The organism is Curtobacterium sp. VKM Ac-1376 (assembly GCF_015351025.1).
Classification (GTDB): Bacteria; Actinomycetota; Actinomycetes; order Actinomycetales; family Microbacteriaceae; genus Curtobacterium.
This window is the reverse complement of sequence record NZ_JADKRV010000007.1, coordinates 125647-145791: the sequence shown is the minus strand read 5'-3', so window position 1 is coordinate 145791 and position 20145 is coordinate 125647. Positions and strand designations below refer to the sequence as shown.

Sequence of the window (20145 nt, the reverse complement as noted above, 5' to 3'; positions counted from 1 at the left end):
CGGCGGACGCCCGGCTCCGATAGCGCCACACGAGCACGGATCGCTCACCAGTTCGGCCAGGGATCGGCCACCACCGCACGGCGACGTCGTCAGCACGACGATGCGCCATGACGAGGGGGATCCCCGTGTTCGATTCCGTGACGAGCGTCGCGCTGCAGAGCGCACTCGACGGCCTGTCGATGCGCCAGAAGGTGATCGCGAACAACATCGCGAACATCAACACCACGAACTACCACGCCGAGAAGGTCCAGTTCGAGGACGCCCTGGCGAAGTCGATCGTGGACGGCGACGGCGCCACCACGCCGACGATGGCGCGCAGCCTCGAGCCCACGAACACGAACGGCAACAACGTCAACCTCGACGAGGAGACGCTGTCGAACATCGACACCGTGCTGCGGTACCAGTTCGCCACGCAGGCGATGAACTCCGAGCTCACCAGCGTCCGTGCGGCGATGCGGACGAACTCGTGACGACCTTCGACGCGATCGGCATCGCGAGCACCGGCCTGACCGTGCACCGGAAGTGGCTCGACGCGATCTCGGACAACATCGCGAACGCGAACACCGTGACGTCGATGGACGACACCGCGTTCCAGGCGCGCTACGTCGAGGTGCAGGAGGGCAACGGTGTCTCCGGCGCCTACGTCAAGGGCGCCGCGTTCGGCAGCGCCGCGGGCCGCGTGACCTACGACCCGGACAACCCGCTCGCGAACGAGGAGGGCTACGTCCGCATGCCCGACATCGACCTCGGCACGCAGATGGCGGACCTCATCATGGCCCAGCGCGGCTACCAGGCGAACGCCGCAGTGGTGGACCGTGCCAAGACCGCCTACGAGGCGGCACTGCAGATCGGGAAGAACTGATGCCCATCGACGCCGTCAACGGTGTGACCACCAACGCGATGACGAACGCCCTGACGAGTGTGTCCGGCACGTCGAGCGACAGCACGAGCGCGACCGCCGCCACCGGTGCGGCCACCGACGGCAGCGGGTTCGCCGCGAGCCTCGGCAACGCCGTCGACGGGCTGCAGGCGCTGCAGAGCGACTCGAAGACCCTCGCCCTCAAGGCCGTCACCGGCAACCTCGACGACATCCACGACGCCACCATCGCCGCCACCCGCGCGCAGGTGACCCTCGAACTCGTCTCCGCCGTCCGCAACAAGGGCGTCGACGCCTTCAACGAGATCATGAGGATGCAGGCCTGATGCCCGTCGCCGTCAAGAACGTCTTCGCGCGCCTGTCCGCGTACGTGAAGGGCTTCTCCGCCGCCCAGCGGACCATCGCGATCCTGGCGGTCGCGGCCCTGGTGCTCGGCGGGATCGCCCTGGCGTCGTGGCTCGGAAAGGCCTCCTACGCGCCGCTGTTCACCGGGCTGGCCGCGGCCGACGCGAGCTCCATCACGGATCAGCTGCAGACCGACGGGGTGCCGTTCCAGCTCACCGACGGCGGCGCGACGATCCTCGTGCCGCAGTCGCAGGTGTACTCGGAGCGACTCAAGGCGGCGTCGAACGGGCTGCCGTCGTCGAACGAGGGCGGCTACTCACTGCTCGACGACATGGGCGTGACGAGCTCGGAGTTCCAGCAGGACGTCACGTACAAGCGCGCGATGGAGGGCGAGCTCGCCAAGACCATCGGCGCGATGGACGGCGTGCAGACCGCCACCGTGCAGCTCGCGATCCCCGAGAAGTCCGTGTTCGTGTCCGAGGAGAAGGACCCGACCGCGTCGGTGTTCATCGCGACCGACAACGGCACCGAGCTGAGCACGGACCAGGTCCAGGCGATCGTGCACCTGACGAGCGCCGCGGTCGAGGGGATGCAGCCCACCGACGTCTCCGTCGTCGACGCGAAGGGCCAGACGCTCTCCGCCGTCGGCACCGGTGCCACCGGGAGCGGGGCCGACCAGGCCGCCGACTACGACGCGGCGACGAGCAAGAAGATCCAGGACCTGCTCGACACCACGCTCGGGGCCGGCAACGCGAGCGTCGTCGTCTCGGCGACGATGAACCAGGAGTCCGGCACCCGGACCTCCGAGAGCTACACCGCGCCGACCTCGGGTCCGGTCGCGCTGAACGAGTCGAGCACCACCGAGGAGTACGGCTCCGGTGCCGGTGCGTCGAGCGGCGCGACCGGGGTCCTCGGACCGGACAACATCGCCGTGCCGAACGGCACCGCCGCGACCGGCACGGGCGACGACGGCACTGCGCCCAATGACTACAGGAACGAGTCGGCGACGAAGAACAACGCCGTCGACCACACCACCGAGACGACCCAGATCCCCTCGGGCGGGCTCGACCGGCAGACGATCTCGGTCGCGCTGAACGCGAAGGCCGACGCCGTGCAGAACGCGAACCTGCAGAGCATCAACGACCTGGTCGCCGCCGCAGCCGGGATCGACCCGGACCGCGGCGACCAGGTCAAGGTCGCGATGATGGACTTCGACACGAGCGCCTCGGACCAGGCCGCGAAGGCGCTGGAGGCCCAGGAGAAGGCCGATCAGCAGGAGGCACTGTGGTCGTCGATCCGCACCGCGGGCATCGTCGTCGGCATCGTGCTCGCCGTCATCGCGATCATGGTCTTCGTCTCCCGCCGCAACCGGAAGCAGGAGCGTGAGGCGGTCGACCTCGGTGAGCTCGACGCCTTCGCGGGTGAGACGTTCCAGCTGCCCCTCGCGATGGACGGCGCGGCCGACCGTGCCACCCTCGGCGCGGGCGACGCCCCGACCGCCGTGCTGTCGGCGATGCCCGCCGGCGACGCGCCGACCGAGGTGCTGACGACGGAGGAGATCTCGGCCGAACGCCGCCGTCAGGACATCTCCGCCCTCGCCGAGCGTGACCCGAAGCGCACCGCCGAGCTCCTCCGCGGGCTCCTCGACGATCGGGCACCGGTGTGAGCGCCCTCACGCCGAGCGGTGGCGGCACGGGCAACGGCAACGGCAACGGCTCGACCGACCGCGCCCTGACGGGGGCCCAGAAGGTCGCGCTCATCCTCATGCAGATGGAGACCGACCGCGCCGCCGAGGTGATGAAGCAGTTCACCGAGATCGAGGCCGAGGAGATCTCCGCCGAGATCGTCCGGATGCGCCGCGTCGAGGACACCGTCGTCGACCAGACGCTCTCCGAGTTCCACCGCCTGACGATGAGCGGCCGCATGCAGAAGCGCGGCGGCAAGGAGACCGCGCTCGGGCTGCTCGAGGCGTCCTTCGGCGCCGAACGGGCCGCCGGTGTGATGGACCGGCTCGCCTCGAACCTCGCCGGCCAGTCGTTCGACTTCCTCGACGACGCCGAGCCCGGTCAGGTGGTCGCGCTGCTCGAGGGCGAGCTGCCGCAGACGATCGCGCTGGTGCTCGCGCACCTGGGGCCCGGCCAGGCCAGCGCCGTGCTCGCCGGGGTCGACGAGCGCGCCCGCACCGACGTCGCGCAGGCGTTCGCGACCATGGGCAGTGCGACGCCCGAGGCCGTCGGGATCGTCGCCGGGGTGCTCCGCCAACGCGCGGGCGCTGTCGTCTCGCCACGTGAGAGCGTCGAGGTCGTCGGTGGCATCGCGCCCCTGGTCGACATCATCAACCGCTCGGACGTCGCGACCGAGAAGGCCGTGCTCGAGGGCCTGGAGGCCCGTGACCCGGAGCTCGCCGAGGACATCCGCTCCCGCATGCTCACCTTCGAGGACATCGTCAAGCTCGAGGCCCGCGACATCCAGCAGGTGCTGCGCGGCGTCGACTCGAAGCTCCTCGCGACCGCGATGAAGGGCGCCGCCGGTCCGGTCGTCGAGACCATCCGCGCCAACGTGTCCGAGCGCAACCGCGAACTGCTCGACGACGAACTGCAGGCCATGGGCCCGGTGCGCGTCTCGCAGGTCGAGGAGGCCCGCGCCGAGGTCGTCCGCTCCGTGCGCGAACTCGAGGCGCAGGGCGTCATCACCGTGCACCGCGCCGAGGAGGACGAGCTCGTTGACTGACACCGTCGTGCACCGCGTCGCCTTCCCCGTGATCGGCGACCCCGCCGGCCGCGATCGTGCGACGAGCGCGGACGTCCGCGGGCACGCCGCCGGGTACACCGCCGGGCTCCGTGCCGCGCAGGCCGAGACCGACGCCCTGCGCGCCCGGCTCGAGGCCGAGCACGCCGCGCGGATCGCCTCGTTGCAGGCTGGAACCGCCCGCCGCATCGCCGTCCTCGACGCCGCCACGAACGCGATGCTGTCCACGATCGCACCCGTCCTGGCCGACGCCGAGGCGTCCGTCGCCAGCGCGGCCATGGACCTGGCCGAGGCGATCGTCGGGAACGTGATCCGCGCCTCCAGGCCCGCAGACGACACGACGGACGCGCACCCCGCTGACGGACAGGAGGCCCGGATCGCGTCCGGCGCCGAGGCCACCGTCCGGCGTGCGCTCGCGTCCATCGACCGCACGGTCCCGGTGGCCGTCCGGCTGAGCCCGGCGGACGCCGCACGGGTGGCGGACCTCGACCTGCCGGTGCCCGTCGTCGCCGACCCCGCGCTGCGCGACGGCGACGCCGTCGTCGACCTGCCGGACGGCCTGCTGGACGCACGCATCGCCACCGCGCTCGACCGTGCCCGCACCGCGCTCGGCGTCGACGGGACCGAGGCGACGCGGTGACCGCCACCCTGCTCCGGCCCCGCGGGCTCGACGACGCCCTGCGCCAGGCCGCTCCGCAGCGGGTCGGCACCGTCACGAGCGCCGTCGGGCTCGGCCTGACGATCGCCGGACTCGACGCCCGCGTCGGCGAGGTCGTCCTGGTCGGCCAGGACGCTGGCGAGCAGACCGCCGTCGAGGTCGTCGCGACCGACGCCTCGGGCGTGCGCTGCATGCCGCTCGGCCGCCTCATCGGCGTCACCGCCGGGACCCCCGCGCGACCGACCGGCCGGCCGGTGCTCGTGCCGACCGGCTCCGGGCTGTTCGGCCGGGTGCTCGACGGGCTCGGACGGACGATCGACGGCCGCGGCCCGCTCGACGGTCCCCGTGGCGAGCCCGTCACGTGGGTGCCGCTCGACCACGACACCCCGAACGCGATGGCGCGCACCCGCATCGACACACCGATGCAGCTCGGCGTGCGGGTGCTCGACACCCTGACCACGGTCGGCCGCGGGCAGCGCATGGGCCTGTTCGCCGGGTCCGGCGTCGGCAAGTCCTCGCTGCTGTCGATGATCGCCCGGGGCAGCGACGCGGCCATCAACGTGATCGCACTGGTGGGGGAGCGCGGCCGCGAGGTGCGCGAGTTCCTGGAGGACGACCTCGGCCCCGAGGGCCTGGCCCGCTCGATCGTCGTCGTGTCGACCTCGGACGAGCCCGCCCTGATGCGTCTGCGTGCCGCGTTCGTCGCCACCCGCATCGCCGAGTCGTTCCGCGACGCCGGTCAGGACGTCGTGCTGATGATGGACTCGCTCACGCGCGTCGCGATGGCGCAGCGGGAGATCGGGCTGTCCGTGGGGGAGCCGCCGGCCACCCGGGGTTACCCGCCGTCGACGTTCTCGGTGCTCGCCGGGCTGCTCGAGCGCGCCGGCACCGACCGCGTCGGCAGCATCACCGGGATGTACACCGTGCTGGTCGACGGGGACGACCACAACGAACCGATCGCCGACGCCGCCCGCAGCATCCTGGACGGGCACGTCGTGCTCGACCGGAAGCTCGCGATCACCGGGCACTTCCCGTCGGTGGACGCCCTCGGCTCGGTGTCCCGAGTGGCCTCGAAGGTGACGACGCCGTCTCAACGCGGTGCCGCGACGACCCTGCGCAAGGTGATGGCTGCGCGAGCCGCGGCGCAGGACCTGCTCGACGTCGGCGCGTACCACCGCGGCTCGAACCCGCTCGTCGACGCCGCCGTCGACCACCAGGGCGCGATCGACGCGTTCCTCCGCCAGGGCATGGACGAGCGGGCGACCGCCGACGCGTCGTGGCAGCGCCTCGGCGGTCTCGTGCAGCAGCTGGGGGTGTCGTGATGGCCCGCCGCTTCCCGCTCGCCGGACTCCTGCGCCTGCGGCACACCGAACAGGATCGTGCGGCCGCCACGCTCGCGACCGCGAACGAACGCGTCCGTGACGCCGCCGACGCCCGGATCGCCGCGCGCCGCAGTCTCGCCGACAGCGAGGACACGCAGCCGATCCAGGACGCCGCCACCCTCAGCGCCGTCGCCGCCGCCCGTGCCGCGACCCGCGGGATGCTCGAGGAGCTCGACGCCGTCGTGCAGAACCGTCGGGCCGACGCGGACCGGGCGCAGCGGGACTACACCGCCACACGCCGAGCAGCCGTGGGGCTCGAGAAGCTCGAGGGCAAGCACGACGAGCAGCAGGCGGCCGAGGAGCTCCGGACCGAACAGAACGCCCTCGACGAGATCGCGGCACGACGCCGCACGGAAGGTGGTGCCCGATGAGCGTCGAAGCGGTGCTCTCCCGGATCTCGGACATCCGGTCGCAGATCGACACGCTGCGCGGCGGGACGGCCACGGCTGCCCCGAGCGCGTCCGCCACCAGCGGTGCCGCGGGGTCCTCGGCCTTCGCCGATGCCCTCGCCACCGCCGACGGCACCACCGGTGCGACGGCCGCTACCGGTGCGACCGCCGCAGCGACACCGACGGCCACCCGTGCCCCCGCGACCTCGGTCGACGCCGGGGCCGGCACCCTCGCCACCGGCAGCGGTGCCACCGGGGCCGACGTCGTGGCCGACGCGAAGAAGTACCTCGGCGTGCCGTACGTGTTCGGCGGGGAGACGACCGCGGGCATGGACTGCTCGGGCCTGGTGCAGACGGTCTTCAAGGACCTCGGGGTCACGATGCCCCGGGTCGTGCCGGACCAGGCGAGGATGGGCGTCGAGGTGGGCTCCCTGAAGGACGCCCAGCCCGGCGACCTGATCATCCCGAAGGGCGAGGGACACGTCGTCATCTACGTCGGCGACGGCAAGGTGCTGCACGCCCCACGCCCCGGCAAGGACGTCCGGATCGTCGACAACTGGTACTCCGACGCGGACATCGCGACCATCCGCCGCATCGTGCCGACACAGACAGCGGCGCCCGCTGCGGTCGCCGCGTCCACCGCCTCGGCAGCGGGCTCCGCCACCGACCTGCAGACCGCCGCGCTGCTGTCCCTGATGCAGTCCGGGAGCGCCGCATGAGCCTGACGATCACCACCCAGCCCGCTCTCCCCACGGCCACGGGTGCCACGCGGGGGCCCGTCGCAGACGCCGCGACCGCCGGGTCCTTCGGTGCGGCACTGACCGCCGCCGTCGCGACCGACCGGCGCTCCGGCGACGGTGCCGCCGGGCGGGACGACACCGACGGCCACGCGGCAGACGCTTCGACCACCGCGCCGGGCGCGGCCGCCGCGGCCTCCACGTCCACGCCGGACCAGTCGGTGCCCGCGGCCGAGGCAGCATCGGTCGACGCGCAGGCGCTGCTCGCCGCCGGGCTCGTGGCCACCCCGGTCGATCCGGCGGCCCTCGCGGCGAGCGACGCGGGGGACCAGTCGGCCGTCCGCGCTGCCGAGGCGTCCGCCGAGAACCCGCACGCCGTCGTCGTCGCCGCAGCGGTGACGGCCGGCACGACGACCACACCTCCGTCGGTGGACGGAGACACCTCGCCGCAGGTCCCGTCCGCCCCGGCGAAGACCACCGCCCCCATCACCGCCGCCCCGCAGCAGGCAGCAGCGTCGGTCACGGCGCCGGAGACCGCTGCCGCGTCGACGACGACCACCCCGGCGACCAGCGCTCCGGTGCCGACCGCAGCGGCGGCACCGGCACCGGCCGCTGCCGCAGCGGCCCCCGCGGGCACCACCCCCGCAACGACCGCAGCCGCGGCCGCCCCGTCGACCACCCCCCCGACGACCGAGGCCGCGATCGCAGCCCCCGCACCCACCCGCACCGCCGACGGCCACGCTGGGACCCCGGCCCAGGCGCCGGTCATCGCGGCCGCCGCCGCCCCGGCAGCCGACACCGGCTCCCGAGCCGGCCACGGGACGGAGCAGCAGGGATCGACGCCGGGTGATCCGGGCCTCCCGGCCGTCGCGGCCACCCGCGGCGGTGAGACGCCCTTCGTGGTGTCGACGCCGCCGACCACCGCGTCCGCAGTCGCGGCCCCGTCGGAACCCGCACCGCTCGCCCAGCAGTTGGCGCGACCGGTGTTCTCGCTCGCGCATGCCGGCCCCGGTGAGCACGTCGTCACCGTGCAGGTCGTGCCGGACAGCCTCGGTCCGGTCACCGTCCGCGCGCACGTCACGGCGCACGGCATGCACGTCGAGCTGTTCGCCGCATCGGACGCCGGCCGCGAGGCCGTGCGCCAGGTCCTGCCGGACCTGCGGCGCGACGCAGCCGGCACGGGCGTGAGCACCACGCTCGACCTGTCGTCGCAGAACCAGCCGCAGGACGCGCCGGGCCGCGACGAGCGCCCGGCCGCACGTGGCCTGCCTGGCGACCCCGGCCTGGAGGCGCGGGTCGCCCCGCACACGCAGCCCACCACCCACACGCCCTCCATCCGCACCGCGGGACTCGACGTCCTCGCCTGACCCGGCTCACGAACAGGAACTCACCATGCCCATCGACGGCATCACCGGCAGCGTGGACCCGACCGCGCAGGCGGCGGCCCTGGCCGCGAACTCGACGGCCCAGAAGTCCCAGACGATGGACTCCGAGGTCTTCATGAAGCTGCTCGTCACGCAGCTGCGCAACCAGGACCCGTCCTCGCCGATGGACACCAACCAGATGATCAGCCAGCAGACGCAGCTCGCGATGATGGAGCAGATCACCAACCAGACCACGACGGGGAACGAGAACTTCTCGCTGCAGATGCGCATCGCCGCCGCGAACCTCGTCGGCAAGCAGGTCAACTACACCGACGCCGACTCCGGCAAGTCCGTCACCGGGACCGCCTCGGCCGTGTCGTACGCGAACAGCGTGCCCACGGTCACCGTGAACGGGAAGGAGGTCGCTCTCGACGTGATCTCCGGCATCACCACCACCGCTCCGGCTTCCTGACGCCCACTCCTTCTTCCTCGTTCTTCTTCGCTCGTCCTCGTTCTTCCTCGCTCTTCCTGCCTCTCCGAAAGGACGCACCATGCTCCGCTCGCTCTACTCCGGGATCTCCGGCCTCCGCTCCCACCAGCAGATGCTCGACGTCACCGGCAACAACATCGCCAACGTCAACACCGTCGGCTTCAAGTCGTCGACCACCGTCTTCCAGGACACCCTGTCGCAGATGACCCAGGGTGCCGGCGGACCGCAGACCGGCATCGGCGGCACGAACCCCGCCCAGATCGGCCTCGGCGTGCAGGTCGCCGGCGTCTCCACCAACTTCGCCCAGGGGTCCGCGCAGGCCACCGGCAAGGCCACCGACCTGATGATCTCGGGTGACGGCTTCTTCGTCACCCGGCTCGGCAACGACACCGTCTACACCCGCGCCGGCGCCTTCGACTTCGATGCGGACGGCCGCCTGGTCACCGCCGACGGCAAGATCGTGCAGGGATACCCGGCCACCAACGGCGTCGTCAACGAGAACGGGCAGCTGTCCGACATCGTGCTGCCGCTCGAGGCCGCAGCCCCCGCCGTCCGCACCACGGCTGCCACCGTCGCGGGCAACCTGCCGTCCGAGACGGCGGTCGGCGAGACCCTCACGCGTGAGGCGACCGTCTACGACGCGTCGGGCGCCAAGCACACCATGTCGCTCGCCTACACCCGCACCGCGAACGGCTGGGACGTGACCGGTCGCAACGGCCAGGGCACCACCGCGACGACCTCGCTGACCTTCGGCACCGACGGCACGCTGACCGCTGGCGGGACCCTCGACGTCGGCGGCATCCGCGTCGACATGGGTGAGCTCACGGGGTTCGCCTCGCTGGACACCGCGGCGGTCGGCTCGCAGAACGGCCGCGAGGCCGGTGCCCTGCAGAGCTACTCGATCTCGAAGGACGGCACCGTCACCGGCACGTTCTCGAACGGCGCGTCGCTCGCGCTCGGACGCATCGCCCTCGCGACGTTCGCCAACCCTGCCGGGCTCGAGAAGACCGGGGCGTCGGGGTACCGTACCACCGCGAACTCCGGCGGTGCGACCGTCGGCGGCCCCGGTTCGGCGGGCGTCGGCTCGCTCGCCGCCGGGACGCTCGAGATGTCGAACGTCGACCTGTCGCAGGAGTTCACGAACCTGATCGTCGCGCAGCGCGGGTTCCAGGCGAACGCCCGCATCATCACGACCTCGGACGAGGTGCTGCAGGAGCTGACGAACCTGAAGCGCTAGGCGCGGGGGCTGCGTCGCGGTCGCTCGCGTCTCGCGTCGAGGGCGCTTGGTGAGCAGGAACGGTCGGGTACTGAAAGGGGACTCGACCGTTCCTGCTCACCATCCGTCGTCCGCCCGGAGGTGCGGCACGCCTAGGGTGAGTCCGTGAGCGATGCAGCTGCGGTCGAACAGGGGCGCCGGGCCGTCCTGGAGCACTTCCGGTGGATCGACGGCGACGCCGACACGTGGTCGATGCTGCGGGATCCGGCCTCGCTCCGCGCGATCGTCGAGGGCATCGCCGCGACGGCAGCGGACGACCGTCCGGACGTCGTGGTCGGTGTGGAGTCGCGCGGCTTCGTGCTCGGGCCGGCCGTCGCGATGTCGCTCGGCGTCGGGTTCGCCCCGGTACGGAAGGACGGCGCGGTCTTCCCCGGTCCCGTCGTCGAGCAGCAGACGGGGCCGGACTACCGGGGGAACCGCCGCACCCTGTCCCTGCGTGCCGATCTGGTCGGCCCCGGTCAGCGGGTCGTGCTCGTCGACGACTGGGTGGAGACCGGCAGCCAGGCCCTCGCGGCGGCGGCCCTCGTCGAGCGGTGCGGGGCACGGCTCGTGGGCATCGCGGTGATCGTCGACGAGGCGGCGGACCCAGCGCGAGCAGCCCTCCCCGGGATCCGGTCGCTGGTGCGTGGCGACGACCTCTGAGGCTGGTGTCGGTACGAGCTCGCGGATCGCAACCTGACGCGAGCGCTCGAGTCCCTCGTCGACGTGGTGCTGGCGGTCGACGTCGTCGACGGCGGCGGGGTCGCGGACCTCGGCTGCGAGGTCGAGCGGTGACCACGGCTGCGGTGTCGCTCTCACCGGTCCGCGTCGACGTGCTCCGGCGACGGATCCGGTGAATCGTCGCGGGGACGATCGCCTACAACGTGATCGAGGCCGTCGTGGCGATCGCCGCTGGTTCGGTGGCGTCGTCCACCGCGCTGATCGGCTTCGGTCTGGACTCGATCGTCGAGGTGCTGTCGGCCGCTGCCGTCGCGGAGCAGTTCGCCGGTCGCGACCCGGAGGCCCGTGAACGGACGGCGCTCCGGGTGGTCGCGATCTCGTTCTTCGGTCTTGCGCTCGTGGTCAGCGTCGACGCCGTCCTGACCTTCACGGGCGTCCGCTCGCCGGAGCACAGTCCGGTCGGCATCGTCCTCGCCGCGGTGAGCCTGCCGTGGTCGGGTTCGCGGTGCGCGAGGGACTCGAGGCGTGGCGCGCCGACGCCTGCAAGCAGCTGGTGTCGACGCTGACGGGGGAGCGGGAGCGCGACGGCTGCGACTGCTGCTGAGCCGTGGTGCCAGCCCGGTCAGCGCGCTTCGGTCTCGGTGACGTGACTGACCGCGTCGCCGACGATGTGCACGATGTGTTCGTCGTGCAGCGAGTAGACGGCGTTCCGTCCGATGCGCTCGACCTGCACGATGCCGGCGAGTCGCAGGGTCCGCAGGTGCTGGGAAACCAGGGGTTGCGAGAGTTCGGTCGCCTCGGCCAGGGACCCGACATCGGACGACTCGGAGATCAGCACCGAGAGGATGCGCAGTCGCGCGGGCGAGGAGAGCGCCTTGAAGAGCTCCGCGGCCGCTTCGATCCCGTCTGACATGCACTCATGTAAGCGCACGCGCATACGTGCATGCAAGACGACGGCCCCGCCGCGGTGTCGCGTCGGGGCCGTCCGTGCTGATCCGAGGATCAGTGCTCGTCGTAGTGGTCACCGTGCTCGGCGTGCTTGTGACCGTCGTGGACGAAGTCGACGTGGTCGTCGTGCTGCACCGTCTCGTGGCCGCAGCCGTCCTGGTGGGTGTGCTCGGCGATGGTGTGCTCGGCGCTGTGCTCGTGCTCGGCCATGGTGAACTCCTGCTGATCGGCGGTTGGGATGCGCCCACCGTACGTCACGTATGCAGAAGTTGCAATACATTTATAAAGGAGAATCGATGTCACTCGACCCGGGTGAGGACCAGGAGTACTCGACGTCGAGCACCGAGTCCGTCGCGTACACGTAGACGAGCTCCAGCGGGGTGTCGCCGGTGTTCCGGATGCCGTGCTCGCAGTTCGACGGGATGAAGACGGCTGCCCCGCCGCGGACCTCGTGCTCCTCCCCGTCGAGTGTCACGACGGCGAGGCCCGTCAGGACCTGGTAGACCTCCGGTGCCTGGTGACGGTGCGGCGCGAGCCAGCCGCCCGGGTCGATCAGAGCGACACCGGAGCACAGGTCCGCAGTCGGGGTCGTGCCGTCACCGATCGCGGTGCGGAACGAGATGCTTCCGCGGTCGTCGTCCCAGACCTCCTCCGGGGCGTCGTGCAGGTGACGGATGGTCGGTTCGGCGGTCATGGGTGCTCCTCGCGGTCCGCTCCAGCGTGCGCCGGAGGCGGTTGCTGGCTTCGCAAGGTGCGACCGCCGCGGTCCGTGTGACGTGGACGGGGACGATCGACCGGGCGCGCTCAGTTCGTCGGGAACCGCTCGGCACCCGCGACCGCGGACGTCGGCAGCGCATCCTTCGCGACCGTCACGCCGGCGGTGAGTGCCGATGCCCACTCGGCCGTGGGGGTGACCGCGGCGAGGTTCGACTGGAGCACCGCCATCAGGGTGCGGTGCACGGTCTCGGCGTCCACGGCGCCACCGGCGTTGACGATGTTGATCGCTCCGGTGGCGTCGGACAGCACCTCGATCGCGACGCCGAGGGCCTCCGCCTCGGCCGCCGAGACGATGATGCAGTTGTTCGTCATGTAGCCGACCAGGGTCACGGTGTCGACGGACCGCTCGCGCAGCCAGGGGAGCAGGTCGGTGTCGGCGAAGACGGAGCTGTACTGCTTCGTGATGTGCTTCCACGCCGCCGTTCGTCGCCGTTCGATCTCGGGGTGCAGCGCGAAGGCCTCGGTGGTCGGGTTGAAGACCGGCGCTGCGTCGCCGGCGGAGTGCTGGACGACGACGATCGGCGCGCCGGCGGCCGTCGCTGCGTCGATCGCGGTCGTGATCTGCGCGAGCGAGTGGTCGACCGGCGGGAAGCGGACCTCGAGCGGACCGCTGAAGTACTCCAGCTGGATGTCGACGAGGACGAGGGCGCGCTGGGGATCGGACACGGGAGCTCCTTGGGTCGGTGGGCGTACTCGACGATCGTCGTCCGTCGATGCCCCCGATGCGATTGGCACGCGTGCGCCGGTACGATGGATCCAGGCCAAACCGGAGGAGTCCTGCGTGCGGATCGCGATCTACGCCTTCGACGGCATCACGATGTTCCACCTGTCGGTCCCGCAGATGGTGTTCGACGAGGTCACCCGTCTCGGGCTCGCCGAATGGGAGACCGTCGTCTTCTCCGACGAGCCCGGCTCGGTCCGGTCCGCCGAGGGGCTGACACTCGGCCCGGTGCGGGGGCTCGATGCAGCGACCGACGCCGACCTGGTCGTGGTGCCGTCCTGGACCGACGACGGCACCCGACTGCCGACACCGACCGAGCAGGCGGTCGTCGCTGCGCATGCCCGCGGCTCGGTGGTGGTCGGGTTGTGCCTCGGGTCGATCGCGGTGGCCGGTGCCGGGCCCCTCGCGGGACGCAGCGCCGTGACGCACTGGCGCGAGGTCGACCGGCTCGCCGCCGCACACCCCGACGTCAGCGTGGACGCCGACGTGCTCTACGTCGACCACGGCGACGTGCTGACCTCGGCGGGCACGGCGTCCGGACTGGACGCGTGCCTGCACGTCGTGCGGACACGGCTGGGCGCCGAGGCGGCGAACCGGGTCGCGCGGAGCCTGGTCGTCGCGCCGCACCGTGAAGGCGGGCAGGCCCAGTACATCGAGCGGCCGGTCGTGCAGCGTCGGGGCGACGACCCGGTGGCGACGGCATCGGCCTGGGCGGTGGAACACCTGGGCGAGGAGCTCGGCGTCGACCGACTCGCTGCGGCGGCCCACATGAGCCGCCGCAGCTTCGTCCGGGCATTCAAGGTGTCGACCGGCACCACTCCGGCGGCCTGGGTGCGGAGTCGCCGTCTCGACGAGGCCCGTCGGCTGCTCGAGACCACCGACCTGCCCGTCGACCGGATCGCCGCAGCGTGTGGGTTCGGCAACCCGGTCACGCTGCGGCAGAACTTCGCCGTGGCGTTCGGCAGCACACCCTCGAGCTACCGCCGACGGTTCGACGCGCGGTCCTGAGCGATCGACCCGCGGTCCGAGCGCGGTGCCGCTGGCGAGACCGGGGCCACCGTCGACAACCAGTGTGACGGCCGGTCGATCCCGTCGGGCAGCCCAGTGGCGGAGTCCCCGCGTGCCGCGTTCACCTGCGCCTGCGTGAGGAACGCCGCCGTGGAGAGGTCCGCTCCGTCGACCCGTGCATCCCGGAGGTCGGCGCCGAGCAGGTCGACGCCGGACAGGTCGACGCCGCGCAGGTCCGCAGCGACCACCGTGGCTCCCGCAGGTCGGCCCCGCGGAGCGACCGCGCCCGGAGGTCGCGACCGGCGAGGTCCGCCCCCGCTCACAGCAGGCCGTCTGGAGCGTCATCCGCACCGGCACGGTACCGGCCCCGCACCTCGGCGCTCTGACGCCGTCGTAGAGGGTCTGGGACACGAACTGGCCAGCACCGGAGCAGTCGAAGACGGTGCAGCCCCGGAACCCCCGCGGCCGCAGCGCCTGGTGGATGGTGCAGGAGAGGTCGTCAGCCAGGTTGGCGCACGGGGTGCCGGCTGGTTTGTCGATCGGGAAGTCGGCGGAGCGCTGGAACCCGAAGGCGGTGCAGCAGAGCGCGAAGCAGTTGCCGCAGTCCGCGCGCAGGGCGGACCGGTGGTGCTGGGTGACCAGTGCGTCACCGAGAGAGACGGAGGATCACTGCGGCCAGGCTAGCGTTCCCGGTGCGATGGGGACGGGAAACGGGCGTACCTGGTCGGGACTACACACCGGGCACGCCCGCTTCGACCAGGCGTGCCCGGAATCGCCCTACGACGACGTGGGCGGTGACGCCACCGATTCGATGCCGTCCAGCCGCGCCTCTTCCGCGTCGTACCCGGCGCGCACCTGGCGCAGTACCAGGTCGTCGATCTCGTCGGCGTCGCGCAGGCGCAACAGGGTCCTCGCCTTGTGCTGGACGAGTGCGAGCTCGAGGGCGACCGCGTTGTCGTGCCGCTGCAGCGCGGGGTGGTCGTCATCGTCGCCTTCGCGGGCCTCGATCACGTCGAGGTGCGCTTCGTAGTCCTTCCGCAGCCGATCGACGGTGGCGCGATCCGCCCCGGTCGACCGTGCGAGACGGGGCAGCGCATCGAGGGCTTCCTCGATCGCGGTGCGCTCGGCGTAGCGGCGTTCCTCGCTGACGGACTCGTCCTCGGGCAGCGCGGCGCGACGAAGGACCGCCGGCAGCACGAGCGCCTGCCCGACGATCGTGACGATGACCACCCCGGCGGTGACGAAGACGATGAGATCGCGCTCGGGGAAGGCACCGCCGGACTCGAGGGTGCGCGGCACGGCGACGGCCATGGCGAGCGACACCGCGCCCCGGAACCCGGCGAACCCGCTGACGAGCCGGTCGCGGTGCCCCTCGCGCGGTTCTCCACCGGTGCGTCGCGTGACGAGCCAGATGGTCCCGCCTGCGGCGTTCAGGAACGCGAAGCGCACGAGCACGAGCAGCACCGCGACCGCGAAGACGATCCCGGTCCCGCGCAGCAGGTCGGCGGGGTCGAGCGCGCGGGCGGCGACCATCGCCTCGATGCCGACCAGCACGAACAGTGCGCCGTTGAGCAGGAATGTCAGGAACGACCAGAACGCGCGCACCTGCTGCCGGGTCTCGGCGCGGTCGAGCTTCGGACCGACCTGGCTGACGACGATGCCCGCCGCCACGACCGCGAGCACGCCGGAGGCTCCGATCGCCTCGGCGGCGAGGAACCCGGCGAACGGCACGAGCAGGGTGACGAGGTTCTCGAGCACGACGGTGTCGACGCGCCGCAGCACCATCGTGCCGATCCAGGCGGCGGCGAGCCCGGCCGCGATCCCACCGATGTACGAGAGCGCGAGCATCCCCGACACGCCCCAGAACGTCAGCTCCTGCGTGCCGACGGTCACGGCGACGGCGATGCCGTAGACCACCAGGGTCGTGCCGTCGTTCACCAGGCTCTCGGCGCGGAGCACCGTGACGTTCCGTCGGGGCAGCATCTTCGTGAGCACGCCGACCGCGGTCGCGTCGGTCGGGGCCACCGCGGCGCCGAGCACCCACGCCGGCCCCCACGGCATGCCGAGCAGGTGCAGCAGGACGGCGACCGCACCGGCGGTGACCACGACGAGCAGGGTGCCCATCAGGACGATGCCGCGCAGGTTCTTGCGGATCTCACGAAGCGACGTCGTCAGGCTCTCCCAGTACAGCAGCGCCGGCAGGAACAGCAGCAGCACGGCCTCGGCGGGGAGCTCGACGTTCGCGAACTCCGGCACGAGCCCGAGCAGGGCGCCGAACACCAGCAGCAGCACGGGTGGTGCGATCCGGATGCGGTCGGCGACGGCCGCCGTCAGCGCGATGGCGAGGCCGAGCACGACCACCAGTTCCGGTCCCAGCACGTGCACTCCGATCGTCGTCCGACCCGCCAGTCAACGCCGATCCACGATGGATCCTTCCAGAACAGCCGCACGGCACGCCGCACCACAGCGCATGACGCGCCGCACCACCCGCCGGATCACACCGCGCGCGGCCGCCGCACCACCCGCCGCCACCACGCCCGCCACGGCAGGGACGACCCCCCGAGCACGGCCCACGCCACTGCTGCGGCGGCGACCGTGATGAGCAGGGGGACGGTCAGGAGCGATCTCGTGGCCATCCCCCATCGAGCACGGTCGGGCCGGGCGACCCATGGAGCGCTCCTGGGCATCGGCCTGGAGGCCCGTGGGGACTCCGCAGAACGGGTGACGGCCCGTCCCCACTTGCGGGGACGGGCCGTCAGGCCGCGCGGGTGAGTTGTCGCGTCAGTCGTGGAACGTCTCGATGGACGCACCGAGCGAGTTGAGGCGCTCCTGCAGCTGCTCGTAGCCGCGGGCGATGATGCCGACGTTCCGCAGGACGCTCTCGCCCTTCGCCGCGAGCATCGCCAGCAGGATGACCACGGCGGGACGCAGTGCCGGCGGGCAGCTGATCTCCGCGCCGGAGAAGTGCGTCGGGCCGGTGACGTCGAGGCGGTGCGGGTCGCGCAGCGTGACGCTCGCACCGAGTCGGGTGAGGTCGAGCAGGTGGATCGCCCGGCCCTCGTAGACCCAGTCGTGCACGAGCGTGGTGCCCTCGGCCATGGCGGCGATCACGACGAAGAACGGCAGGTTGTCGATGTTCAGACCCGGGAACGGCATCGCGTGGATCTTGTCGATCGGTGCGTGCAGCTCGGACGGGTGCACCGTGATGTCGACGAGCCGGGTGCGGCCGTTGGCGGCGGCGTACTCGTCGCTGACGTCGAACCGCAGGCCCATCTCGGCCAGGGTGGCGAGCTCGATCTCCAGGAACTCGATCGGCGCACGGGTGACGGTGAGCGTGGACGCCGTGACGATGCCAGCGGTCAGCAGGCTCATCGCCTCGACCGGGTCCTCGCTGGGCCAGTAGTCCACGACCTCGTCGATGCGGCTCTTGCCGGTGATGCGGAGCGTGGTGGTGCCGATGCCCTCGATCCGAACGCCGAGCAGCTCGAGGAAGAAGCAGAGGTCCTGCACCATGTAGTTGGGGCTGGCGTTGCGGATGACGGTCTCGCCGTCGCGGGCCGCAGCGGCCAGGATCGCGTTCTCGGTCACGGTGTCACCACGCTCGGTCAGGACGACCGACTTGGTCGGGACGGCCTGGTTCGCGACGTCGACCTCGTACCAGCCGGAGGTCGCCTCGACGTCCACGCCGAACGGGCGCAGCGCGATGAGGTGCGGCTCGACGGTTCGGGTGCCGAGGTCGCAGCCACCGGCGTAGGGCAGGCGGAAGGACTCGTACCGGCCGCTCAGCGGACCGAGGAACATCAGGACGCTGCGGGTTCGGCGGGCGGCGTCGGCGTCAATGGCGTCGAGGCGCAGGTCGTCGGGGGCGACGATCTCGAGGGTCTCGCCGTCCTCGGACCAGGTGACGCTCGCGCCGAGGCTGCGGAGCACGTCGATGATGCGGTCGACCTCGACGATCCGGGCGACCCGGTGCAGGCGGGTGACGCCGCGGTTCAGCAGCGACGCACAGAGCAGCGCCACGGCGGCGTTCTTGCTGGAGTTCACCGCGATGGAACCGCTGAGCTTCCGGCCGCCCTGAACACGGAGGTGGGCACGCTGCGGCGCGCCGCCGATGGAGACGATCTGCTGATCGAGGGCGTCGCTGATGCGGGTGAGCATCTCGAGGGACAGGTTCTGCCCGCCCTGCTCGATGCGGTTGATCGCGCTCTGGCTGGTGCCGACGCGTTCGGCGAGCTGGGCCTGGGTCATGCTGCGGCCCTTGCGGGCGCCCCGGATCAGGGCGCCGACCTCACGGAGGGGTGCTGCGGTCGCCGGAGTGGCCGGCGAGACGACGGTGGTGGTGTCGGACATGGGCGCCACGCTAACACGCTCATGAGATAAAGCAGTGGAGGATCGCCACCGGTTACGTCTTCAGAGGTCTCGAATACGTCACAGTTGAGAATTCGGGGGACGAAGTCGCTCAGGGATCGGTCAGCCTGCGCCGCACGATCGCGTTGCGTCGGGGCCGTTCCCCGCTAACGCCACCACCGCACCCGCCGATAGTCCCCGGTGCAGGCCCACGGACGGGCCCGCATCCTGCCCCACGGACGGCGGCGGGACGATCGACAACCAGGACGGGCCATGATCGTCGTCACACGACTCAACGGCAGCGGATTCGCTGTCAACCCCGATCTCGTGGAGCGGATCCAGGAGACGCCGGACACGACGCTCATCATGGTCGACGGCGCGAAGTACATCGTGCGGGAATCGATGGCCGACGTGATCGACCTCATCGCCGCGTACCGTGCCCGCATCGTCGGCATGGCATACGGCACCGACGCAGCCCCCCGTTCGAGCACGAGCACGGGCCCGCAGCCGACGCTCGCCCCGGTCGCCGCCCTCCGCACCCCGCAGCACGGCCGCGCGCAGGACGGGGGGCGCTGACGTGGACATCGCGACGATCGTCGGCATCCTGCTCGCCTTCGGCGCGCTCTTCGGCATGGTGCAGATGGAGCACGTCGAGCTCGGCGGCCTGTTCCTGCCCGCTCCGATGCTGCTCGTGTTCGGCGCCACCATCGGCTGCGGCATCGCGAGCACGACCCTGAAGGACGCCATCGCGAGCTTCACGGCGGTGTCGAAGGCGTTCACCGGCAAGGTCACGCCGCCGCAGTCGGTCATCGACGACGTCGTGGGGCTCGCTGAGACCGCTCGGGCCAACGGCCTGCTCGCCCTCGAGCAGGAGGCCGACAAGCACGACGACCCGTTCATGAAGAAGGCGCTGCAGAACATCGCGGACGGCACCGACGGCGACGAGTTGCGGATCCTGCTCGAGGACGAGATCGAGTCGAACGCTTCCCCGATGCGGAGCGCGAGCGCCTTCTTCATGGGCCTCGGCGGGTTCGCCCCGACCGTCGGCATCATCGGCACCGTTGTGTCACTCACCCACGTGCTCGCGAACCTCGGCAAGCCGGACGAGCTCGGTCCGCTCATCGCGAGCGCGTTCGTCGCCACCCTGTGGGGCCTGCTGACGGCGAACTTCATGTGGCTGCCGATCGGCGGCAAGCTCCGCAAGCTCGCGCAGCTCGAGTCGGACCGGCAGACACTGCTGATGGAGGGCCTGCTCGCGGTCCAGGCCGGCAGCCAGCCCCGCCTGCTCGGCGAACGGCTCAAGGCGATGGTGCCTCCGGCGGCGCGCGCCGACACGGCCGGCAAGGGCAAGAGCGGCACGGCGAAGAGCGGCAAGGGCAAGGGCGGCGACGCCGACGAGCAGCAGTTGGCGGCCTGAC

General features: G+C 71.7%; 25 protein-coding genes. 17 read left to right on the top strand and 8 right to left on the bottom strand.

Features of this window, described 5'->3' with window-relative positions; translation table 11 throughout:
- Positions 1-125: 125 nt before the first annotated feature.
- The 14 genes from ITJ56_RS10710 to ITJ56_RS10645 all read left to right on the top strand — a co-directional run bounded on the left by ITJ56_RS10710 (position 126) and on the right by ITJ56_RS10645 (position 11492).
- Positions 126-470: a flagellar basal body protein gene (locus ITJ56_RS10710; RefSeq protein WP_017886135.1), complete on the top strand. Its 345-nt coding sequence runs from the start codon at positions 126-128 to the stop codon at positions 468-470.
- The gene (locus ITJ56_RS10705; RefSeq protein ID WP_194630556.1) at positions 467-862 is read left to right on the top strand and encodes a flagellar basal body rod protein FlgC; all 396 of its coding nucleotides are present in this window, start codon (positions 467-469) and stop codon (positions 860-862) included. The genes ITJ56_RS10710 and ITJ56_RS10705 overlap by 4 nt, the downstream gene beginning before the upstream one ends.
- Positions 862-1203 carry a flagellar hook-basal body complex protein FliE gene (gene fliE / locus ITJ56_RS10700; protein WP_194630554.1) on the top strand — a complete coding sequence of 114 codons (342 nt, stop codon included), beginning with the start codon at positions 862-864 and terminating at the stop codon, positions 1201-1203. The genes ITJ56_RS10705 and fliE overlap by 1 nt, the downstream gene beginning before the upstream one ends.
- Positions 1203-2888 carry a flagellar basal-body MS-ring/collar protein FliF gene (fliF, locus tag ITJ56_RS10695; RefSeq protein ID WP_194630552.1) on the top strand — a complete coding sequence of 562 codons (1686 nt, stop codon included), beginning with the start codon at positions 1203-1205 and terminating at the stop codon, positions 2886-2888. The genes fliE and fliF overlap by 1 nt, the downstream gene beginning before the upstream one ends.
- Entirely contained in the window at positions 2885-3952 is a 1068-nt protein-coding gene (gene fliG / locus ITJ56_RS10690) for a flagellar motor switch protein FliG (RefSeq protein WP_194630550.1), read from the top strand. Before fliF ends, fliG begins: the two co-directional genes overlap by 4 nt.
- Positions 3945-4610 carry a hypothetical protein gene (locus tag ITJ56_RS10685; RefSeq protein WP_194630548.1) on the top strand — a complete coding sequence of 222 codons (666 nt, stop codon included), beginning with the start codon at positions 3945-3947 and terminating at the stop codon, positions 4608-4610. Before fliG ends, ITJ56_RS10685 begins: the two co-directional genes overlap by 8 nt.
- Positions 4607-5950, top strand: a complete 1344-nt coding sequence (locus ITJ56_RS10680; RefSeq protein WP_194630547.1) for a FliI/YscN family ATPase — start codon at positions 4607-4609, stop codon at positions 5948-5950. Before ITJ56_RS10685 ends, ITJ56_RS10680 begins: the two co-directional genes overlap by 4 nt.
- Positions 5950-6381 (top strand): flagellar FliJ family protein, encoded by a 432-nt coding sequence (locus ITJ56_RS10675; RefSeq protein WP_194630545.1) that lies wholly within the window; start codon positions 5950-5952, stop codon positions 6379-6381. The genes ITJ56_RS10680 and ITJ56_RS10675 overlap by 1 nt, the downstream gene beginning before the upstream one ends.
- Positions 6378-7118, top strand: a complete 741-nt coding sequence (locus tag ITJ56_RS10670; protein ID WP_194630543.1) for a C40 family peptidase — start codon at positions 6378-6380, stop codon at positions 7116-7118. The genes ITJ56_RS10675 and ITJ56_RS10670 overlap by 4 nt, the downstream gene beginning before the upstream one ends.
- Complete coding sequence (locus tag ITJ56_RS10665; RefSeq protein ID WP_194630541.1) at positions 7115-8503, top strand: flagellar hook-length control protein FliK; 1389 nt, start codon at positions 7115-7117, stop codon at positions 8501-8503. Before ITJ56_RS10670 ends, ITJ56_RS10665 begins: the two co-directional genes overlap by 4 nt.
- Before the next feature lie 25 nt (positions 8504-8528).
- The gene (locus tag ITJ56_RS10660) at positions 8529-8972 is read left to right on the top strand and encodes a flagellar hook assembly protein FlgD (RefSeq protein ID WP_194630539.1); all 444 of its coding nucleotides are present in this window, start codon (positions 8529-8531) and stop codon (positions 8970-8972) included.
- Positions 8973-9051: 79 nt separating this feature from the next.
- Positions 9052-10227 carry a flagellar hook protein FlgE gene (locus tag ITJ56_RS10655; RefSeq protein ID WP_194630537.1) on the top strand — a complete coding sequence of 392 codons (1176 nt, stop codon included), beginning with the start codon at positions 9052-9054 and terminating at the stop codon, positions 10225-10227.
- A 144-nt stretch (positions 10228-10371) separates the two neighbouring features.
- Positions 10372-10908 (top strand): phosphoribosyltransferase family protein, encoded by a 537-nt coding sequence (locus ITJ56_RS10650; protein WP_194630535.1) that lies wholly within the window; start codon positions 10372-10374, stop codon positions 10906-10908.
- 221 nt (positions 10909-11129) lie between these two features.
- Positions 11130-11492 (top strand): hypothetical protein, encoded by a 363-nt coding sequence (locus tag ITJ56_RS10645; protein ID WP_323749781.1) that lies wholly within the window; start codon positions 11130-11132, stop codon positions 11490-11492.
- A 56-nt stretch (positions 11493-11548) separates the two neighbouring features.
- Here ITJ56_RS10645 and ITJ56_RS10640 read toward each other — a convergent pair whose 3' ends face one another.
- The 4 genes from ITJ56_RS10640 to ITJ56_RS10625 all read right to left on the bottom strand — a co-directional run bounded on the left by ITJ56_RS10640 (position 11549) and on the right by ITJ56_RS10625 (position 13317).
- Positions 11549-11839 (bottom strand): ArsR/SmtB family transcription factor, encoded by a 291-nt coding sequence (locus ITJ56_RS10640; protein ID WP_194630533.1) that lies wholly within the window; start codon positions 11837-11839, stop codon positions 11549-11551.
- A gap of 89 nt (positions 11840-11928) precedes the next feature.
- Positions 11929-12084 carry a zinc transporter permease gene (locus ITJ56_RS10635; RefSeq protein WP_194630531.1) on the bottom strand — a complete coding sequence of 52 codons (156 nt, stop codon included), beginning with the start codon at positions 12082-12084 and terminating at the stop codon, positions 11929-11931.
- A gap of 70 nt (positions 12085-12154) precedes the next feature.
- Entirely contained in the window at positions 12155-12568 is a 414-nt protein-coding gene (locus ITJ56_RS10630; RefSeq protein ID WP_194630529.1) for a cupin domain-containing protein, read from the bottom strand.
- Between the two features lie 110 nt (positions 12569-12678).
- Positions 12679-13317 carry an isochorismatase family protein gene (locus ITJ56_RS10625; RefSeq protein WP_194630528.1) on the bottom strand — a complete coding sequence of 213 codons (639 nt, stop codon included), beginning with the start codon at positions 13315-13317 and terminating at the stop codon, positions 12679-12681.
- A gap of 115 nt (positions 13318-13432) precedes the next feature.
- Between ITJ56_RS10625 and ITJ56_RS10620 the strand changes: the two genes are divergently transcribed.
- Entirely contained in the window at positions 13433-14380 is a 948-nt protein-coding gene (locus tag ITJ56_RS10620) for a GlxA family transcriptional regulator (RefSeq protein ID WP_194630525.1), read from the top strand.
- On the opposite strand, the gene ITJ56_RS18430 is transcribed toward ITJ56_RS10620, so the two are convergent.
- The 4 genes from ITJ56_RS18430 to ITJ56_RS10600 form a co-directional block, all read right to left on the bottom strand.
- Positions 14350-14628, bottom strand: a complete 279-nt coding sequence (locus tag ITJ56_RS18430) for a pentapeptide repeat-containing protein (protein ID WP_323749780.1) — start codon at positions 14626-14628, stop codon at positions 14350-14352. The two genes, ITJ56_RS10620 and ITJ56_RS18430, sit on opposite strands and share 31 nt — an antisense overlap.
- 529 nt (positions 14629-15157) lie before the next feature.
- Positions 15158-16759, bottom strand: a complete 1602-nt coding sequence (locus ITJ56_RS10610; RefSeq protein ID WP_323749779.1) for a Na+/H+ antiporter — start codon at positions 16757-16759, stop codon at positions 15158-15160.
- 116 nt (positions 16760-16875) lie between these two features.
- Positions 16876-17016 (bottom strand): hypothetical protein, encoded by a 141-nt coding sequence (locus ITJ56_RS10605; RefSeq protein ID WP_194630522.1) that lies wholly within the window; start codon positions 17014-17016, stop codon positions 16876-16878.
- A gap of 145 nt (positions 17017-17161) precedes the next feature.
- On the bottom strand, positions 17162-18730 hold the full coding sequence (locus tag ITJ56_RS10600; protein ID WP_194630520.1) for a helix-turn-helix domain-containing protein: 1569 nt from the start codon (positions 18728-18730) through the stop codon (positions 17162-17164).
- A 270-nt stretch (positions 18731-19000) separates the two neighbouring features.
- On the opposite strand from ITJ56_RS10600, the gene ITJ56_RS10595 reads away from it, so the two are divergent.
- Positions 19001-19303: a flagellar FlbD family protein gene (locus ITJ56_RS10595; RefSeq protein ID WP_194630518.1), complete on the top strand. Its 303-nt coding sequence runs from the start codon at positions 19001-19003 to the stop codon at positions 19301-19303.
- Position 19304: 1 nt separating this feature from the next.
- The gene (locus ITJ56_RS10590; RefSeq protein WP_194630516.1) at positions 19305-20144 is read left to right on the top strand and encodes a motility protein A; all 840 of its coding nucleotides are present in this window, start codon (positions 19305-19307) and stop codon (positions 20142-20144) included.
- The last annotated feature ends 1 nt before the right edge of the window (position 20145 follow it).

Bases quoted from the DNA above. Each gene is read 5' to 3' on its own strand.
- ITJ56_RS10600 (WP_194630520.1), bottom strand. From the start codon at position 18,730: ATGTCCGACACCACCACCGTCGTCTCGCCGGCCACTCCGGCGACCGCA.
- ITJ56_RS10640 (WP_194630533.1), bottom strand. From the start codon at position 11,839: ATGTCAGACGGGATCGAAGCGGCCGCGGAGCTCTTCAAGGCGCTCTCC.
- ITJ56_RS10655 (WP_194630537.1), top strand. From the start codon at position 9,052: ATGCTCCGCTCGCTCTACTCCGGGATCTCCGGCCTCCGCTCCCACCAG.
- fliF (WP_194630552.1), top strand. From the start codon at position 1,203: ATGCCCGTCGCCGTCAAGAACGTCTTCGCGCGCCTGTCCGCGTACGTG.
- ITJ56_RS10660 (WP_194630539.1), top strand. From the start codon at position 8,529: ATGCCCATCGACGGCATCACCGGCAGCGTGGACCCGACCGCGCAGGCG.
- ITJ56_RS10630 (WP_194630529.1), bottom strand. From the start codon at position 12,568: ATGACCGCCGAACCGACCATCCGTCACCTGCACGACGCCCCGGAGGAG.
- ITJ56_RS10605 (WP_194630522.1), bottom strand. From the start codon at position 17,016: ATGGCCACGAGATCGCTCCTGACCGTCCCCCTGCTCATCACGGTCGCC.
- fliE (WP_194630554.1), top strand. From the start codon at position 862: ATGCCCATCGACGCCGTCAACGGTGTGACCACCAACGCGATGACGAAC.
- ITJ56_RS10675 (WP_194630545.1), top strand. From the start codon at position 5,950: ATGGCCCGCCGCTTCCCGCTCGCCGGACTCCTGCGCCTGCGGCACACC.
- ITJ56_RS10635 (WP_194630531.1), bottom strand. From the start codon at position 12,084: ATGGCCGAGCACGAGCACAGCGCCGAGCACACCATCGCCGAGCACACC.
- ITJ56_RS10665 (WP_194630541.1), top strand. From the start codon at position 7,115: ATGAGCCTGACGATCACCACCCAGCCCGCTCTCCCCACGGCCACGGGT.
- ITJ56_RS10595 (WP_194630518.1), top strand. From the start codon at position 19,001: ATGATCGTCGTCACACGACTCAACGGCAGCGGATTCGCTGTCAACCCC.
- ITJ56_RS10670 (WP_194630543.1), top strand. From the start codon at position 6,378: ATGAGCGTCGAAGCGGTGCTCTCCCGGATCTCGGACATCCGGTCGCAG.